The organism is Vibrio sp. McD22-P3 (assembly GCF_021568915.1).
Lineage (GTDB): Bacteria > Pseudomonadota > Gammaproteobacteria > Enterobacterales > Vibrionaceae > Vibrio > Vibrio mediterranei.
Genome location: NZ_JAKGTN010000015.1, coordinates 110338 through 126678, shown reverse-complemented (window position 1 = coordinate 126678; position 16341 = coordinate 110338). Strand labels below are relative to the sequence as shown.

Sequence of the window (16341 nt, the reverse complement as noted above, 5' to 3'; positions counted from 1 at the left end):
TTCAGTGATGTACTGAGGGCTTTGAACAATCAAGCCCTAGATGATGGTTGCATCTTAGTTCTTTGGTTGAACTGGGCTTTATACGTTAAATGTAGACACAATAGTCTCCTACGTTGCTTCAGTTACATTGAGGAGACGTCCCATAAAAAAGGGACGGATGTCTCTTTGGACTAAAGCGCATAGTTATTTGATTACTTTCGCTTTATTAAAAGCTCTAGTAAATCCAGTGGTATCGAAGTAAGTAAAACGTTCGTTACCACTACTATCATCAGGGAACTGAACGCGTATCCATTTCTTGGCATACTTGAATTGTGTGATAGCAGCATTTGCTGCACGTTTACTTGATGGGTAATATGTCCAACCTCTACGAAGAAAGTCACTTGTGGGTGTACATTTGCGTGTGTACGCAATGTTAGCGTTACCTATTTCAAGTACGACTTCCTGACGGAAGTCTTCTGGTTTGAAACACAGTGATGCGTAATTATTAGCATTGGTGAACAACACATACCTTTCGAAGGTATCATCAAGTGTTTCAATACTAGCTACAGAGATGTATAAATCTTTAGTTCCATCATCTGGGTTGATTCGAGTAGCTATCTGAGCTGTGGTGTATGTGTCGTCAAGACTATTGTTTGACTCCCATGACCATTCACTTGCGCGTGCGATGTTAACTAAAAGAGTTAAAGCCAGCGCTGCTGCATATTTCATTAGAACTCCTTGAATGTGAAATAAGGTCGTTTGAGTGTTTTGAACAGTTCCAGCAAGACTGGACACTCTATTAAGCGACATTTTGATTTTCAAAGTTAACTGGGTTTAGATACCTGAGAGCACAGTGCCTTCTTGTCCAACTATAATCAACCTCTATGTATTCAAAGATCGTTTAGCGCATCTCGTCTCATGAGTGGCTCATACTGTATCGCTTCCACTTTCATTGAATGGAAAAGCTCTCAACACAAACAGTGTCCCAGCAATTTCCATTCCTACTCATACTTTGCTTTAGATTATAAAGATAACTTGCTCGGGGAAGCCACGACGAGACAAGGCCATTGATAACGCATCACAGACCAGAGTTGCCGTCATTCGAGTATCCCTAGACCAACCGATAGCTTGCCTTGAATAAGGGTCTATAATCACCGTCAAATACCACCAGCCTTCACTTGTCGCCACGTAAGTGATATCTCGCTCTCATTTTTGATTCGGAGACTCCGCATTGAAATCTTGAGCCAACAGGTTCGGAGCAACTGGCAAAGTATGTTTGCTGTCCGCTGTACACCTATATTTACGTGCCGCTTTCGGCATTAAATCCTGCCACTTCATACTCGCGGCAATGGTGTTAACATTGCCGTTATCACCGTTCTCCGCCAGCTCTTTCTGGATGCGCCCTGAGCCATCACGGCCTTTGCTAATATCAAAACTCCTCTTTGGCCTTCGTATCTGTTACCTTATGCTGGATAGCCTTGTGGCGATGCTTAATCCAGTCATAAAACCCAATTCGTGAAACGCCGAACACCTAAGCCATATGGGCAATGCTGAAGCTCAGCGAGTGTTAGAGCATAAATTCGTAGCAATCTACTTTAGGTTGTGGGGCCTTTTTACAATATCTCGCTCTTCAGCCCGCTCAGCCAATTGTCTTTTGAGTTTGGGCACTTCCGCGGCTAAATCTTTTCCTCGCTGACTGATACTGATATCGCTTTTAGCTCCCCACGTCACCATAGTTCTGAGATTCATGTAACAACAATTGCTTCGCTGTCGCAGCTACTCCAACTTTCTCCGCTAACTTCAGCGCTTCTTCTTTAAACACTACTCTCAACGACTATCTTGTGATAGTCCTTGCTCATCAGCAAACTCTCTAACTATGCTCTCGATCACATTGACGTATTGAGAATAGCGACAACAAAACAAGATTTGAGCATTGTCACTGCTAATCTCAGCACGAACGTTGTTCATACCGTTGTCGATCGCAAATTGATGCGCTTTCCACTCACATCTAACAGCTCTAGCTTTAAACTTTGTTCTGGACAATTGGTTTATCACTTCTCTAGGATTCATTTCTGAAGTGATTGCTAAAGTTGTTTTGCAATATGGCATCGTTGCACTCTTAAGTTTGATTGAGATTAAAGCACTCCAGTCTCAGTTCGTAAATTACGAACCGCGTAATACGAACTAATACATATCAAGCCATTAGCATTATTGCTAACTGTCTAACATATTGATCAGGCTTTCTAGCTTATTATGATTCCAACGGCCTAGCAATTAATAGCATAACGCAATATGACTCTTCAGCACGTTCCTTTTGGCTTGAGAAACGAAGACCACTCTTTTGTGGATGTCTCTGATGTTGCTCGCGGAAAGAAATGTGGCTGTATTTGCCCGTCTTGTCACACCCCACTCATAGCCCGACAAGGAGAGGAGAAACAATGGCACTTTGCTCATGCAACTCGCAAGGTAGATAAAACAGATAAGGAGTGTGACTTTTCCTTCTTTGTTTCAGTCAGAATGATGGCAAGACAAGTAATTGAAACAGGGATTAAGATCGCTCTGCCAGAGTTCAAGTGCACGGTAGATCGCCTAGCTAAGGGAGCCCACTTCAAAGAAGAGTTTCTGATAGCAAAGCAATCAACTATCGAACTAAATGACGTCCATAAGGAAGTACCGTTTTCAAATTGTATTGTCGACATTGTTGGTAAGGTTGAAGGTTTCTCTTTTGCCATCTATTTTACCCATCCAAGTCGCCCACTCCCTACTGAGCTTGATGCTTCGAACAATCAACAAAGTGGTGTGCTAGAAATTAAACTCGATGATACACACTACTTGTTTAAAGAAGATCGAACTGGAACTCGGCAACTAGATAGGCTGGAGCAGTTTCTACAGAATGACCTTTCATCAAAAAGTTGGGTATTTCACCCGCGAAAAGCATCAATGCAGAAAGCAGCATATCAACGTTTGAACTCGGCTATCGCTAGCTATCAAGCCAAACCTCACTCAACAACTAATCATTCTGGTTCTAGAGGCCGTTCATTCTCTCTACACAACGACCCTTGGCTTGCGCCAAGAAGCAAACCGATAGCTCCTCCGCCACCGATACCCAAAAGAACAGCAACATTCGAATGCATCATGTGTAACTGCCAATGGCAAGCTTCATTACCAGGGCAACCTACCTGCCCCAAATGTCATAACCATTTGTATGCTAGTGAAATAGCGAGAAAGAACTGAGGCACCATAAATGCAGCCTCAGTAGCTTTCCATTAAAAATAGGCGATTGTTAATTTGCTTTGGCTGGTGGTATTTCAGTCAGCTTGCTCTCAAGCAACGACAAGGCACTCTTCTTCTGTGTCATGAACTCATAGGTGATGTAGTGCGCCTCGGCTACGTCACCAAACGAGTGATTTTGAATATAGTTCGTTATATCTCGCCTAATATCCAGTTCAAGCATTATGTTTTTAACTGAACGCCGAAGATCTCTTGGAGTGAACTTGGGAAATCCCGTCGTTTCACAAAATTTCCTTAACTGTTTTGCTACGTAGCTAGGGTCAACATGCCCCATAGTATTGGATGCGGAAAACAGTAATGGGTTATGAGCTTCATCAATAAAACGAAGACTATCAACTTCATCAATCATCGATTGAACGTTTTGTCCAATGGGGAGAACATTTGCTACCGAGGTCTTGGTACAGTTCTCTTCTAGTACTAACATGTCATCAGAACCTATAAACGATGACCGTTTGGAAAGAAGTAGCTCTAGTGGTCGCTGCCCGCCCAGAAAAATCGACATCTTGAGCAACAAAAATATACGCTTGTCGAAGTACTTCTCATTATTTGGATCCATAAACCTTTGGATTTCATGAAGCGATAAACTTCTGCGACCAGGCTTGCTTTTGTTCTGTTTCTTGATTCGACTTACAGGATTAACTTGAGTGAAGAACCTCAAGTTTTTTTGGTAGTTAGCAGGATCGTCATCAAAATCGATGGCTAGTTCGAACATTTTGTGAAGGATACTTCTAATCTTATCTGCCTGCACAGGAGCCGAAGGTGTTATTTTCCCAAGAAGAGCAAGTATGTCCTGTTTAGTGATTGTATTAACCCTACGGTCAGGTGCAATCTGGCCTTCAATATAATATTTAACATGCCGTTCATATCGGCTTAGGCAACGTTTTCGCTGTTCTGGGTCTTTGTGTTTTGATGAAAGATGTTCAAAAAACACATCTAGAAGGTCAGCGAAAGCCCCATGCGCTTGTTGGCGACGTCGCTCCTCTTCGGCTTTGCGCTTGTCATTCTCCATTTTCTCCTTTGGATCTATTCCGCTAGCCAAAAGAGCAGAAAGTTCCACTCTATGTTCTCGGGCAGTTTTAAGACTCATTCCCGAGACTGACCCCAGTTTTATGAACTTTGATTTTCCGCCAACTATGTATCTGAAATAGTAAAGCTTATTCCCCGATGGAGTAATCTTTACTCCCAGAACACCCGAGCCTCTCTCCCCATTTTTATCCCAAATATAGTACGCATTGCTTTTCTTCGGTTTTGCGCCATTGATCTTTGTCTGTGTAAGTGTCGTTCCCATAAAGTACTACCTAAATTAATTATGGGTATTGTGCAGAAATGAAGACTTTGACCATAGATTCATTGAATGCAACAAACTATATTGACAAGTAACTTTACCAATTTTGCAGTGAATATTGGGTCAAGTAACGGGTCAAGTTAGCGTGAAGTACTATGAAAGGCAGTGAAACTAAAAAACACAACAAGATCCAGTAACCCTTTGAATTTAAAAACATATTTAAAGACTGTAAAAATCCAAAAAATCTCCCAAAAACCTAATTTCCACCTCTCCTAAGGGGCAGGTCACAGGTTCGAATCCTGTCGGGAGCGCCATATTAAAAGGGCTAGCAAGTTAGTGATTGCTAGCCCTTTGTTGTTTTTGGTGTTATGTGTAGGAAAATCGTAGGTTAGATTTTGATATCTAATACATTTTGACGATAAATCGATCAACCTCAAGCAATCTTAGCTGCTTGTTTTTATAGCGATTCGGCGCTTCCAAATATACCCCACCCCTTCTTGAGACTCCACTGGGGAGTTGCTTCCCATAGCATGATGTCAAGACTTGAGGCGTGCGTATAGCTTATTGAAATAGCCTGATTGACTAAGTGGAAACTCGGAAAGCATTCGTTAAGGAATGAACCCTACATGAGAGTTTCGACTCACTTTTGGACAAAGGTGAGTTACCGTTCTAGCTAATTTAGCTTATGAGGAATTAACAAGAGTATAGCAAAACCTCTTATCGAGAGGCCAATTTTGTCGGCCACTTCAGTTATAAACTACAATGAATCAGTAATACGGATATTCACATCGAATCATAAGGAGGTAGATATGAACCAAAGTATATTTGTTTCGATCATCGGTATGTCAATTGGCTTAGGTTTATCCGTACCAGCCTCTGAAGCTAATGATTTTGACATCAAAGTTGATGAATCAGGTCAAGTCATTGTAAGTTGCGAGTACGCCGCGATGACCTCATCGGAATATTTAGACAAAATCATCAGCGGCCAATATTTGTTAGAAAGTAAGGAAGGTCAAGAGTGTAGCCCTGAACTAGGTAATTCTTTAAAGGTCAAGAGCGAGGGAGTAATAATTGGAGTTCCCAGCGTACCAAACCCTATTGCTCCAAGGTGTAAATGCCCAGAAACTTATGAAGCTGAAGTGCAACTTAGGTGGATGGCAGTAAATCAAATGGTAGTTAAACGAAACCAACAACAATTGTCTGAGCAGTTTGACACTCTCGAAGCCAGTCTTGATCAAAAGAATCTTAAGTATTTACTAGATAAGCCTGAGTTCAGTAGTCTAAACCAATTAAGAGACTAAAATATGGATGAACAAAATAGTCTATTTAAACGTATCTTTTCTGGTGCTCTTCATATAGGTGATGTTTTTGGAAAGATCGCAGCGTTTGTAGGTATACCAAGTGCCATTCTAGCCTCAATGCTTTATTGGAATGAAATTTTGGATCGGTTTACTACGCCTAACTTTGCTGCCAATATTGACGTGATCGAAATTCGTTGTGGAGTTATTCTTGACTCTGACGCAAAGGTTAAAGAAGCTGTTTTAGATTTCGGTAAGGCGTGTGGTGAGGCTCCTCTAGCAATATCATTTGAAGTACTAATGCAAAACAACGACACAATTCTTCGTACTCTCGTCGACATGTCTGTCACCATTGAATCCGAGTTAATAGAGCGAGAAATATCTCTTCCTGTCACACATATAGTTGCAGAAGGTGTCACCAATTATGTCAAGTCTACATCACTAGTACCTTGGGATAATCAAGTCTTTGATAATGGTCAGCACCGTCGCTTTGAAGTCCAATTCTCGCCAATTTTTTCTGAATCTATATTAAAGTATTCAAAATTTCGGGATAGATTTAATACAGAGCCAGACAAGGTCGAGAATAGCAGTATGTTGATAAAGATATCTGCTAGATATGCAGGAATGGACGAACAGATTGAACTAGCAAAATGCCAAGTTCTGTTTGAACCTGAAAGTGTACGACGATTTGCTTCCAAGCCAGTAGGAGAGCAAGTTGCTTACGTAAGACGATGTAATTTAGTCTAGTCATCCACTGACCAATACTTTACTGAGTTTTTTTGGTATGAAAACCACCAAAGCGCAATGCCTTCCTCATTTGAGCTCTTTTTTTTAAGCTCATTCACTGATTTTCGGTCAATAAATGACCTAACCTATATGGTCACCTAAACTTGATTGGTTTGAACAAGGGAGAGACGATCTATGGATGAGCAATGGCGACCTATAAATGAAAGTAAATGGAGTCTCGTTGTACATGAAGTAACGAAAACATGTGCGACACTATGGTTTGGCACACTCTATCACCACATGAGAAAGCCACACAAAGTAAGCATCATTGTTTCAAATGATACCGACGGCACAACAAAAATAACTAAGATTAGAAAATCTGACTGGGAAAGACCATTCAAAGCCATCACTAGTCAGCGCTTCTATAAAAAAACCAACGTAATTAATCTCAATCCTGGCCAAAGATACTGGATCAAGGTTGTCGAACACTTTCCTAATGAAGACACAAAGAAAGACGAGGAACTAATCCTAGCCAAAGGAAGCTTTTGGACACTCCCCGACAGTGTGGATAGTTTAGACAAAGGCTTTACCGTATCGCTTGGAAGCTGTTTCTATGAAGAACATGATGGCGGACAAACAAGTTCAAGCTACCAAGCTTTAATGGAAAGCAAAAAAGCCAAAGCAAGGCCACACATATCCTTCCTAACCGGTGATCAAGTCTACCTTGATATCGGGGCGGACTCTTTAAGCCCCATACCTAAAGAAGTCAGAGAACGAGTTGCAGATGATTATGCGATGCAGTGGCAGGGCCTTCGAGGCGTACTCTCTAACGGTGGAACTTGGTTTTTAGCAGACGACCACGAATATTGGAATAACTACCCATTTATCGAAGGTTGGTCTCCATTCATTCAGGCACTTCGAGTTCCCGCAATTAAGCGAGCATGGCAAAGCACAGCGCGAGACGGTCTGATTCATGTACAGCGAGTAACACCAGTAAGAATTTTCGATATCGGAAACGACGTATCCTTCTGTACTGCTGATCTAAGAAGCTTTCGACAGAAATCAAGAATCCTTCCAGCCGCAAACATAGAGAGAATCTGCACTTGGATAAAGAAATTGAAATCACCAGGGGTACTTGTGTTGTCTCAACCAATAATTGAACCCAAAGGCAGTGATTCCGACCGAAACTTCGTTTCCTACACTAAGGACTACAGTACTGTTGTCCAAGCAATCAAAGATGCCCCGCATGACATATTGGTTCTGAGCGGTGATATTCACTATGGACGCATCTGCAAAGTGAACTTCAAAGGACGTGCAAACCGCCTGTTTGAAGTCGTTTCTTCACCCATGTCCAATTTAAGTGGCGTGAGCAGTCTTGCTGTTTCCAAAGCCGATGAAGACAAACGTCTTGAGTATTTTCCTGCCATTGATATTGATGGCGTAGACAAAGTTAAAATTGGTTATGGCAACCCATGGTCTGTTAGTACAGAGTTCGACCTTTTGGAGATTAAATACCTACGCGAGCGAACGAAAGAACACTTCATGACATTGCGCTTCAACAAAGCCAAAACTGGGGAGTTGAAAGTAGAAGTCAGAGCATGGCTTTGTCGAGAACAAGACCCAACGACAGGCTTGCCAAAAGAAGACTGGGACAAACCCGTTAGGATGAAACTTAAGTGATGGAGCTATCACAAGCCGAAATGCAAAAGAGTAACATAAGCCAAGGCATAGCGTTTTGTGGTGCTTTAACCGAGTAAGTGTTCTCAAAACGCCTTAAATATATAGTCACATCAAACTCATTGAGGCGTTGCTTTCTCGGAGAGATACTTGTTCTATTCGGAACAGCTTTATAACAGATTATTGGACATAAATGCGTTACTAAAAACGAACATTAGCAATTCGTGAATGACTTTTTATAAGGCAAACATTACTAATCAATACGCCTTCGTACAGTGCGCGCTTTGTGCCCTTATGTTTAATGCAGCTTACGTCTATTCTAATTCACGATTCATAAACTCTTTCTCTTTAGAGAGAGTTAACTATGAAGTATCACGAAATGACTAAAAACTATATTTTTCGTGAATTTTAATGCGGCCTTACGCTAGAGCTGACTGCGGAACTTTGTTTTAAAAGTGAGGACAATCAAGTGCTGGGATAATGGGCAAACAATTCCAAAAGTATGCAAGAGGCTAAGACGCCACCATAGTCGTTTAGAACTATCTCATGATAAAGATAGACGTTATTTTTTCCAATTTAAAAGCTAAATAGTCAATTCTGAATAGCTGAACGATGCTCGTTAAACGTGTGTATTATGTTGTAAAGAACATCCTCGACTTGCCGAGTGCCGTATTGAAATAGTACAGGGACATAGTCTTTGAACTCAGATACCGTCAATATCCTTGATTGTATAGCAGTTTGAACAGCTCCCAAACACCGAGAAACAGAGTAAATCATGATTTTTTCGTAAAGGTCTAATAGATTATCCGCATAATCTTTTTGTCTATTTCCCTCGTGAATTGATTTGTTTCTCAAAATTCTAATTTGATTTAAGAGGTCATCTATCCTTTTGCTCCAAAAAACATAGTCACTATTATCACGTAGTGATTGCATCATACTTGGAGACACTTCGGCTTGCTTTTTACCGTTAGGAAAACCTAAAAACCAGCGAACAGTGGGGATAATGTTATCGTTATCATTTTCCTTGAGTAGAGCCTCTAAAGCAAACCACTGAAAGAGAATTTTTAGTTGGACATTAGATTCATGTTTCGCGTGGCGGAACCAATGAGTTGCTTTAATGTAGCGTTCAGCTAATTCAGAATCATTCGCTTGAACGACATTTATAAAGTCATACCTATTTACTTCGGTATATCGAGTCATGTAAGAAGTCGTTAGGTTGAAGCCATCTTTGCTTATAGCACTAGATATACCTGTATTAAGGTTTTTAATAAAACCTACATTGGTACACGAAATGCGAGATATTGGGTGGTTAATTGCCTTTAAATCGAGAATTTCGGAAATTATGCTATTTGCGATAGTGATTGCGCTCTCGGTATCATTTGCCTCAGTTATGGTACAAATCCTAGAATAAACTTGTATAGAGTCATAGTCGTAGTCATTGAGCTTGGCAGAGTCTTTAAACAGCTGGATTTCGTCGTCACTGTCTGCTTTGTAAGAGCGCAACTCGGCATCCTTATACACTTCAGTCAAAGAACTAACTAGGCTATTAGAGTCCAGTATTTTTACGATTAAGTAACTATCCATTATTTGCGACTCTCACAATTGTGTTAAGTAACTCCGTGATGGCAATTGGTCTTAAGTGATTCGAGCCTCGATTATTAAGCACTTTTTTATTTCGCTTTAATATTTTCAACAAAACAGTCAATAAAGCATAGTTGGTATTGTTCACTGTAATATCGTACATCTTATCTATCGTTTCATTACTAAGTTTGTTCTGTTGGTTGAACAGGTCGAAAACTTCAATGCACTTCGGAATGTCGTGCACTGCATAGAAGTACGATAGAAGCAAAAGACGATGTTTTTCTGAGTCATACTTAAGCTTAAAAAGTGTCTCATTGAATTGTTTAGCGCGATGCGAATCAAAAGTAGCAGTGCTAACTTTCATCCCAAGAATTGCTGTTGAAAGAGAGTCTGGCTTCAATTTAAATAGTTGCTCAAAATAGAATTTTGCCTCCAAATACCTTTCTTTTTCTAACAGATAATCAACCAGCTTTGTGAGACGGAGTGGCTTCTTTTTGTGTTTAGCATCAGTATCCCTGACCTGCTTTTCGAGTTTGTATAGATTTCCCAATCTTTAGCCCAGCCATAAAGAATAATTTTTGAAATCAAGCATATGCTCATAAGAACATAAATCTATCAAAGATAAAGGTACTGAACTACTTGTTTTACGTGGCTGATTGCATTTGTAATAGAGACTTTCACCCCGTATCACATATCGGGGATTAACAGCCAACAACATGAGAAGAATGGATAACTTTTAATAGGGCAAAAGCCCATGAACAGGATGTGAATGAGTAAAGGTCTACCAATTAATGGGGCAAAAGTAAGCTACAGGAATGACTAGATTTAGGCACTTTACCGTATATCGTAACTAATTTGCTTACTTACGTTCTTTAGTTGCACCCCGACCTTACTAAACGCCTTTTGGATAGTCGTTGAGACATGCTGCTGACCTTCTCCCATTAAAAAGTTTGATCTATCTTGATTGGTTTCGAATACGCAGACGATTTTTAAGCTCTGTGGAAAAGAATTGAATTTGACAGTATGAGTCACCCAAAGAAAACCATCGTAGCTTTTTAGCGTCCCTTCACATACTTCGGTCAGTACGTCTCTGATTAAATTTTCAACTTTCTTATCTGATTTACGCATGGAGAAAATTTCCTATTTGTAATGGATAAATAAATATGACCGCATACTTAGCACTCCCAATGTTTGGAAAGTAGGTCAACCAACAGGGGTTGAGGTTGGAGTATACCCACATCAAACTCATAAAGGACATCGGCCTTTCAGAAATAGAGAAAAGCCTGTTTCGACACTTGCTAGCAATCTGTCTGCTCTCGAAGGCTGTTGGATAACAACGAAACGCCTATGTTTGCCAGCACACGCCCTATGAAAGCCGTTAATAACGTTATGTTATCATTTTTATAATTATTGATAATTTTTAAAAACCACCAGTCATACTTATACTTCTCCACATCGAAACGAAATACGAAACGAATAATCAAATCAGTTTTTGGAGAAAGTTATGAAAATGAATCACGTTGGTATCATGGTTGGCGATATGGACAAAGCGGTAGAGTTCTACACTAAAGCGCTAGGCCTTCGCGTTGTAATGAACAACACTAAAGTAATCGAAGAGCGCGAAAGTGCAATCGGTCGTATGTGTATTGCAGTATTTGGTGAAGGCTTCAAAGGCTTCAACATTGCTCACCTAGTAACTAATGACGGTATCGGTGTAGAGCTGTTCGAAATGGTTGACCGTGAAGAACGTCATAACGTTGACTTTTCTCGCCTAGGTATCTTCCACTTCTGTCTACAATTGCCAAAAGAGCAGTTTGAATCAGCAATCAAACGTGTAGAAGAGTTTGGCGGTAAAGTGCGCATGGATATCCACCGTTACCACCCAGAAGATGATTCTAAGCAAGCGCAAATGGTTTACCTAGAAGACCCGTTTGGTAACTTATTTGAGTTCTACTCTCACTCTTACGAAGACACTTACGCTTCTGACTACGAGTAACTCTCTCAGTTGCTAATTAAATAATTTTAATGCCCACTAGATATTTGTCTCGTGGGCATTTTTGTTTTATTGCCTCAATGAATCTCGAAGAAAGTGAATTAGTGAGCCTCTTGCTGACGCAAACAACACAAACGATAAAGTTTAAGTGAGCCGTGCAATTTGCTCTCTTACAATCTCTAAAGCTGATTGCAATTGTGGACGACTTGATGGACCCGCCAGGGATATCCTCACCGCTGCCGGAACTTCATAACGACCCACAGCAAACATTTCTGCTTCTCTCACTCTAACCCCATATTTCAGCAATGATTGGTTAAAATGATACCCGGTTAGCGGTACAGGCAAAGGTAGCCAAACATTGTAGCCAGGCACACCAATCTGGATTTTGGGAAATACCGTCTTCCAGACCCGATGACGTGCATTGAGTTCCATCGCGATCTCTTCATCTACAGCTTGCATCGCACCGCTGGTTAGCCAGCGACACACCAGATCGATGATTAGCGGGCTAACATACATACAACTGGCTCGTAGCGCACGTTGCATTAAGTCCTTGAAGGACAATGGTAGAATGACAAAACCCAGTCGCAACCCACCCGCAAAGTACTTAGAAAAGCTACCCACGTATAAGGTAATATCCGGAGCGATAGCAACTAACGGAGTCTTTCGATGAGACGGCGGGCAGTAGAGCACATCGTCCTCAATAATTAGCACGTTGTAGCGACGGCATATTTCAATGATTTTCAGTCTTCGGCTGTCCGATAGCTGGGCTCCGGTCGGGTTTTGAACTCCCGGAGTTAGATAAAGTAGTTTGGGACGATGTCTCTTACAGTGCAAAGCCAAATCTTCTGGATCTAATCCATGCTCATCAACTTTTACTGGCACTAACTTTCGTTCGGCTTGTTGACATGCGTGCATGAATTCCGGATAACACAAGCCTTCAGCAAGAATAGTATCTTGGGGACGGCTTAGTGCTTGTATAATCAACGATATTCCGTGCTGCCCTCCATGTGTCCACACCACTCGTCGGGCATCAATATCGATATTGAATTTGGTCATCAGCCATTGTCGAAGGGTCTCACTATGACCATGAATACCATCAGCGGAGTAATAATCCAGTACCGCTGCTTGCGCGATTTCTTCGTGAGATAACTCCTTCAATGCGTCAGCAAGAAATTTCGGCTGTGACAACAGAAAAGGTCGGCAACGTGCCAAATCAATACCTTTTTCTTCCAATACCGGATGATAAAAGTGATTCAGTTCAGTTTCTCTGTTCCGAACATAGGTCCCGCTTCCTACTTTGGGCTCCGTTAGTCCCCTTCGCTCAAGCTCATGATAGGCTCTAGTCACCGTTCCAACTGTCACACCCAATCGATAAGACAAAATACGCTGGGGTAACAATTTAGTATCTGGCTCCAGCTCACCACTTTCTATCACCTCAGCAATCGCATCAGCCAGTGCCATAAACTTAGGTCCGGAACGACCCGATATATCTGGGACTAACATTGTCTCTCTCCAAAGGGGTACAATTGTTTCTTGTAATCAGGATAAATAAGGCCTGAGGAAAATGAAACCAAAGAATTGTCACCATGACGCATTAACTATAGGTCAATCTCTCTGAGCACCTTTACTCTTGGGCTGTCTGTACTTGTTTGAGAGGAGAAGAAAGGAAATGACGACATTATGGGACTTAATGCCGGCCATGAGTTTATTCGCGTTTGTAACCGCCATCACCCCGGGGCCGAACAATTTATTGCTCGCCAATTCAGGGGCACAATTTGGTATCCGGAAATCATGGCGACATCTAATTGGCATTCGTATTGGTGTCGCTGGGCTGATCCTGCTCTGTGCATGTGGCGTAGGTGTCGCTCTTACAACTCACCCTAGTTGGTATCTAGCAATAAAATACCTTGGTCTGGCTTATATGTTTTGGTTGATGATAAAGCTTTTATGTACCAACCCTTTCTCCGGAAAATCCACCAAGAGCAAACCAATCAATATGACTCAGGCTACGTTATTTCAACTGGGTAATATGAAAGCCTGGATGGCATCACTCGCTTTGGTAACAAGCTATAGCCTACCCTCCAGCTATTGGCTCTCTGTGGCACTGATTACCCTAGTATTTACGACATTTGGACTGTTTGCCAATATCACTTGGGTTTGGGTTGGTCAAAAAATCCGAGTTTATCTCAATACCACCTTAAAACAGCGCATGTTTAATATCAGCCTAGCCGCTATAACGTTTATATCATTGTTGCCAGTGTTGGAGCACTCTATCTGAAAAACACCTGTCACCCTTGTTATATGAACACTAATTTCTCACAACTAATTATTGGCATATGCCAGTTATATTTATAGTATCTCTGGCAAAGCTTAAGGAGTCCATTAACCTGAAGGTAAGTTATGTCTATTCATCATCCTATCAACCACCAGCAATGCGCCATTTGCTGCCAGCCTTTTTTCAACCCACATACAACTCTTGAGTTCATTCCTACGTTAGATGGTGGAGTAAGAGCTAAAATCGTACCCATGGAGAATGTGCAAGGCTACCAAGATGTCATGCAAGGTGGGGCAATCAGCGCTCTACATGATGCCGCCATGACCCACTGCCTTTTCTCTCGCGACGTTTGTGCCATGACAGCCCAGCTTGATGTTCGCTTTATCAAGCCAATACCTCTTAACACGTTAATTGAAGTACAAGCTCATTGCTTAAAAAGCAAACGAGGTTTGTATATATTAAATAGTGGTATTTATGTGGATGGTGAGTGTTATTCAAGAGCTGAAGCGAAGTTTATGTAAATACCTCCATTGCGGATGGTCGTCAGTCTCCCTCGCGCAAGAGAAGGGCTTCAGGAGCATGTGTTCCAATGAGAATAGAGAGTTAGATATGTAGAATAAAACGCATATGGTTGAACTTTTAAGACTCTTTAGACGCTATGACATGCACATCATTTTCTAGCCTTTTGTTTTACAATCATACTCAGCGCGAGCTTGCTCAATATTAGGTTTATGATTCTCGGCCCATTGAACAAGTTCATATAATGGCTTAACTAGTTGTTTACCTAAGTCAGTCAACGCATATTCCACGCGAACAGGTACTTCTGGGTAAACGGTCCTATTTACATAACCTTCTCTTTCCAAGTCACGAAGAGTTTGCGTCAACATACGTTGAGAGATTCCTTCAATTCTAGACTTTAAATCGTTAAATCGGTCAGGCCCATCCACTAGTGCAAATAAAATAAGCAACGACCATTTGTCACCGATTTGAGCTACCACGTTTCTAACGGGACAGTCCTGAGTGTTATAAAACACACGCCTTTCCGTCTTTGTTGCTTTGACCATAACTTCTTACCTTTTCTCTCTACCAAACCCGCCAACAGTTACCAAAAGGTAACTAACGCATCTTTTGGTGCCTTATTGTACTGCTAGTTACTATAAATTACTATAGTTACTAAAAGTAACTAATGGAAAGCTGTGAAAGGGAGTTAACTATGTTTAAAGCACTAACTACATTCATCCTTATTATCGTGACTAGCCACGTCTGCGCACAATCAGCAGACACTTTAACTATTGATTTTAAAAACTTAACAAAAGCGAACTGGACAGAACAAGAAGCGAAAAATGCCGCACTAATTACTGATTTTGTTCAGCACCTAATGAACAACCATGACTTTGACTATGTGATGGAGCACTACAATGATAGTTCTTACGTTCAGCACAACCGAAACCTCCCCGATAAAGTCACCGGGCTAGTTGGATTTCTCAAGGAGTTTGTCGAGGACTACCCAGAGTACAGCTATGATGTAAAACATATCTATGCTGACGGTGACTATGTGATTTTTCACTCTCACGCCACACTCAACAGCGAAGACAGAGGAAACGATCAAAAAGGGATGAATATTATCGATACTTGGCGTATTGAAGATGGTCGGATTGTAGAGCATTGGGATTCGATTCAAGCGCTCGACTTCTCAATGCGAGTATATTCACTTATCAGTGGTGGCGATATCGAAAATGAAAATGGCGTGTTTTAGGCCTCTTTTCGCTAGTCTTGTTATCAACGCCACCTCTTTAGATGGCGTTGAATAGATGCCTTGGCCTGATTATCAGACCGAGGCATTCTCGTTAACGCCTACTCAGTATCTTGAAATGAAGCATCGGATTACTGAGAGTACAGTTTCCTCGTTGGCTCAGGCTCCACGTACTCAACCAATGCATTATCAGCTAAGGAATCAGCCTTTTCCTGCTCACCAGAGACAACAAACACCCTCTGATTGTCCAATACCTCGACTACTTCTAATTGATGAGACATTAATAACTCCCTCACCTGTTGCTCCGCTCCCTGAGTGTACTTAACGTAAAATCGGGTTGGCTGCTCTGCCATGTCCACTGGTCTCTCATCTATCGGTGGAAAGGCCGGGTTGTCCGCAAAGGTTGCTGTCATGCTAAATACAAGGGCAAATCCGATTAACCAAGTTAGCCATTGAAAGCGAGAAGGTATGTAGTTCTTCATA

General features: G+C 41.4%; 16 protein-coding genes and 2 pseudogenes. 9 read left to right on the top strand and 9 right to left on the bottom strand.

All coding sequences use genetic code 11. The annotated features are described in order from the left end of the window. Window positions 1–183: 183 nt before the first annotated feature. From L2W36_RS18115 to L2W36_RS18105, 3 genes and pseudogenes are all read right to left on the bottom strand, one after another. Window positions 184–708, bottom strand: coding sequence for a hypothetical protein (locus tag L2W36_RS18115; protein ID WP_236110897.1), 525 nt, complete (start codon window positions 706–708; stop codon window positions 184–186). Between the two features lie 70 nt (window positions 709–778). Then, window positions 779–1810 (bottom strand): annotated as a pseudogene (locus L2W36_RS18110) (IS3 family transposase). Next, a complete protein-coding gene (locus tag L2W36_RS18105; RefSeq protein WP_236110896.1) occupies window positions 1807–2088 on the bottom strand; it encodes a hypothetical protein in 282 nt (93 codons plus the stop codon). Before L2W36_RS18105 ends, L2W36_RS18110 begins: the two are co-directional and overlap by 4 nt. 183 nt (window positions 2089–2271) lie before the next feature. Between L2W36_RS18105 and L2W36_RS18100 the strand changes: the two genes are divergently transcribed. Then, on the top strand, window positions 2272–3213 hold the full coding sequence (locus tag L2W36_RS18100; protein WP_236110895.1) for a competence protein CoiA family protein: 942 nt from the start codon (window positions 2272–2274) through the stop codon (window positions 3211–3213). A gap of 49 nt (window positions 3214–3262) precedes the next feature. On the opposite strand, the gene L2W36_RS18095 is transcribed toward L2W36_RS18100, so the two are convergent. Beyond that, window positions 3263–4558 (bottom strand): tyrosine-type recombinase/integrase, encoded by a 1296-nt coding sequence (locus L2W36_RS18095; protein ID WP_236110894.1) that lies wholly within the window; start codon window positions 4556–4558, stop codon window positions 3263–3265. 806 nt (window positions 4559–5364) lie between these two features. Between L2W36_RS18095 and L2W36_RS18090 the strand changes: the two genes are divergently transcribed. The 4 genes and pseudogenes from L2W36_RS18090 to L2W36_RS18075 form a co-directional block, all read left to right on the top strand. Beyond that, complete coding sequence (locus L2W36_RS18090; protein ID WP_236110892.1) at window positions 5365–5856, top strand: hypothetical protein; 492 nt, start codon at window positions 5365–5367, stop codon at window positions 5854–5856. Window positions 5857–5859: 3 nt separating this feature from the next. Continuing rightward, window positions 5860–6600, top strand: coding sequence for a hypothetical protein (locus tag L2W36_RS18085; RefSeq protein WP_236110890.1), 741 nt, complete (start codon window positions 5860–5862; stop codon window positions 6598–6600). Window positions 6601–6774: 174 nt separating this feature from the next. After that, window positions 6775–8259, top strand: coding sequence for a hypothetical protein (locus tag L2W36_RS18080; protein WP_236110888.1), 1485 nt, complete (start codon window positions 6775–6777; stop codon window positions 8257–8259). Window positions 8260–8686: 427 nt separating this feature from the next. Further along, a pseudogene (locus L2W36_RS18075) lies at window positions 8687–8801 on the top strand (regulator); the annotation flags it as partial. Between the two features lie 46 nt (window positions 8802–8847). Here the strand turns inward: L2W36_RS18075 and L2W36_RS18070 are convergent. Continuing rightward, window positions 8848–9840, bottom strand: a complete 993-nt coding sequence (locus tag L2W36_RS18070; protein WP_236110886.1) for a HEPN domain-containing protein — start codon at window positions 9838–9840, stop codon at window positions 8848–8850. 831 nt (window positions 9841–10671) lie between these two features. Further along, a complete protein-coding gene (locus L2W36_RS18065; protein ID WP_236110885.1) occupies window positions 10672–10965 on the bottom strand; it encodes a Fis family transcriptional regulator in 294 nt (97 codons plus the stop codon). 376 nt (window positions 10966–11341) lie between these two features. On the opposite strand from L2W36_RS18065, the gene L2W36_RS18060 reads away from it, so the two are divergent. Then, window positions 11342–11833 carry a VOC family protein gene (locus L2W36_RS18060; RefSeq protein WP_006069926.1) on the top strand — a complete coding sequence of 164 codons (492 nt, stop codon included), beginning with the start codon at window positions 11342–11344 and terminating at the stop codon, window positions 11831–11833. 141 nt (window positions 11834–11974) lie between these two features. Here L2W36_RS18060 and L2W36_RS18055 read toward each other — a convergent pair whose 3' ends face one another. Beyond that, on the bottom strand, window positions 11975–13333 hold the full coding sequence (locus L2W36_RS18055; protein ID WP_236110883.1) for an aminotransferase-like domain-containing protein: 1359 nt from the start codon (window positions 13331–13333) through the stop codon (window positions 11975–11977). Window positions 13334–13499: 166 nt separating this feature from the next. On the opposite strand from L2W36_RS18055, the gene L2W36_RS18050 reads away from it, so the two are divergent. Both L2W36_RS18050 and L2W36_RS18045 read left to right on the top strand, forming a co-directional pair. Further along, window positions 13500–14108: a LysE family translocator gene (locus tag L2W36_RS18050; protein WP_006069924.1), complete on the top strand. Its 609-nt coding sequence runs from the start codon at window positions 13500–13502 to the stop codon at window positions 14106–14108. A gap of 122 nt (window positions 14109–14230) precedes the next feature. Continuing rightward, a complete protein-coding gene (locus L2W36_RS18045; RefSeq protein ID WP_006069923.1) occupies window positions 14231–14626 on the top strand; it encodes a PaaI family thioesterase in 396 nt (131 codons plus the stop codon). 156 nt (window positions 14627–14782) lie between these two features. Here L2W36_RS18045 and L2W36_RS18040 read toward each other — a convergent pair whose 3' ends face one another. Next, on the bottom strand, window positions 14783–15169 hold the full coding sequence (locus L2W36_RS18040; RefSeq protein WP_236110881.1) for a winged helix-turn-helix transcriptional regulator: 387 nt from the start codon (window positions 15167–15169) through the stop codon (window positions 14783–14785). A gap of 149 nt (window positions 15170–15318) precedes the next feature. Here L2W36_RS18040 and L2W36_RS18035 point away from each other — a divergent pair, with 149 nt between their 5' ends. Further along, the gene (locus L2W36_RS18035) at window positions 15319–15861 is read left to right on the top strand and encodes a nuclear transport factor 2 family protein (RefSeq protein WP_006069921.1); all 543 of its coding nucleotides are present in this window, start codon (window positions 15319–15321) and stop codon (window positions 15859–15861) included. A 128-nt stretch (window positions 15862–15989) separates the two neighbouring features. On the opposite strand, the gene L2W36_RS18030 is transcribed toward L2W36_RS18035, so the two are convergent. Continuing rightward, entirely contained in the window at window positions 15990–16340 is a 351-nt protein-coding gene (locus tag L2W36_RS18030) for an ATPase (protein ID WP_236110879.1), read from the bottom strand. Between the last annotated feature and the right edge of the window lies 1 nt (window position 16341).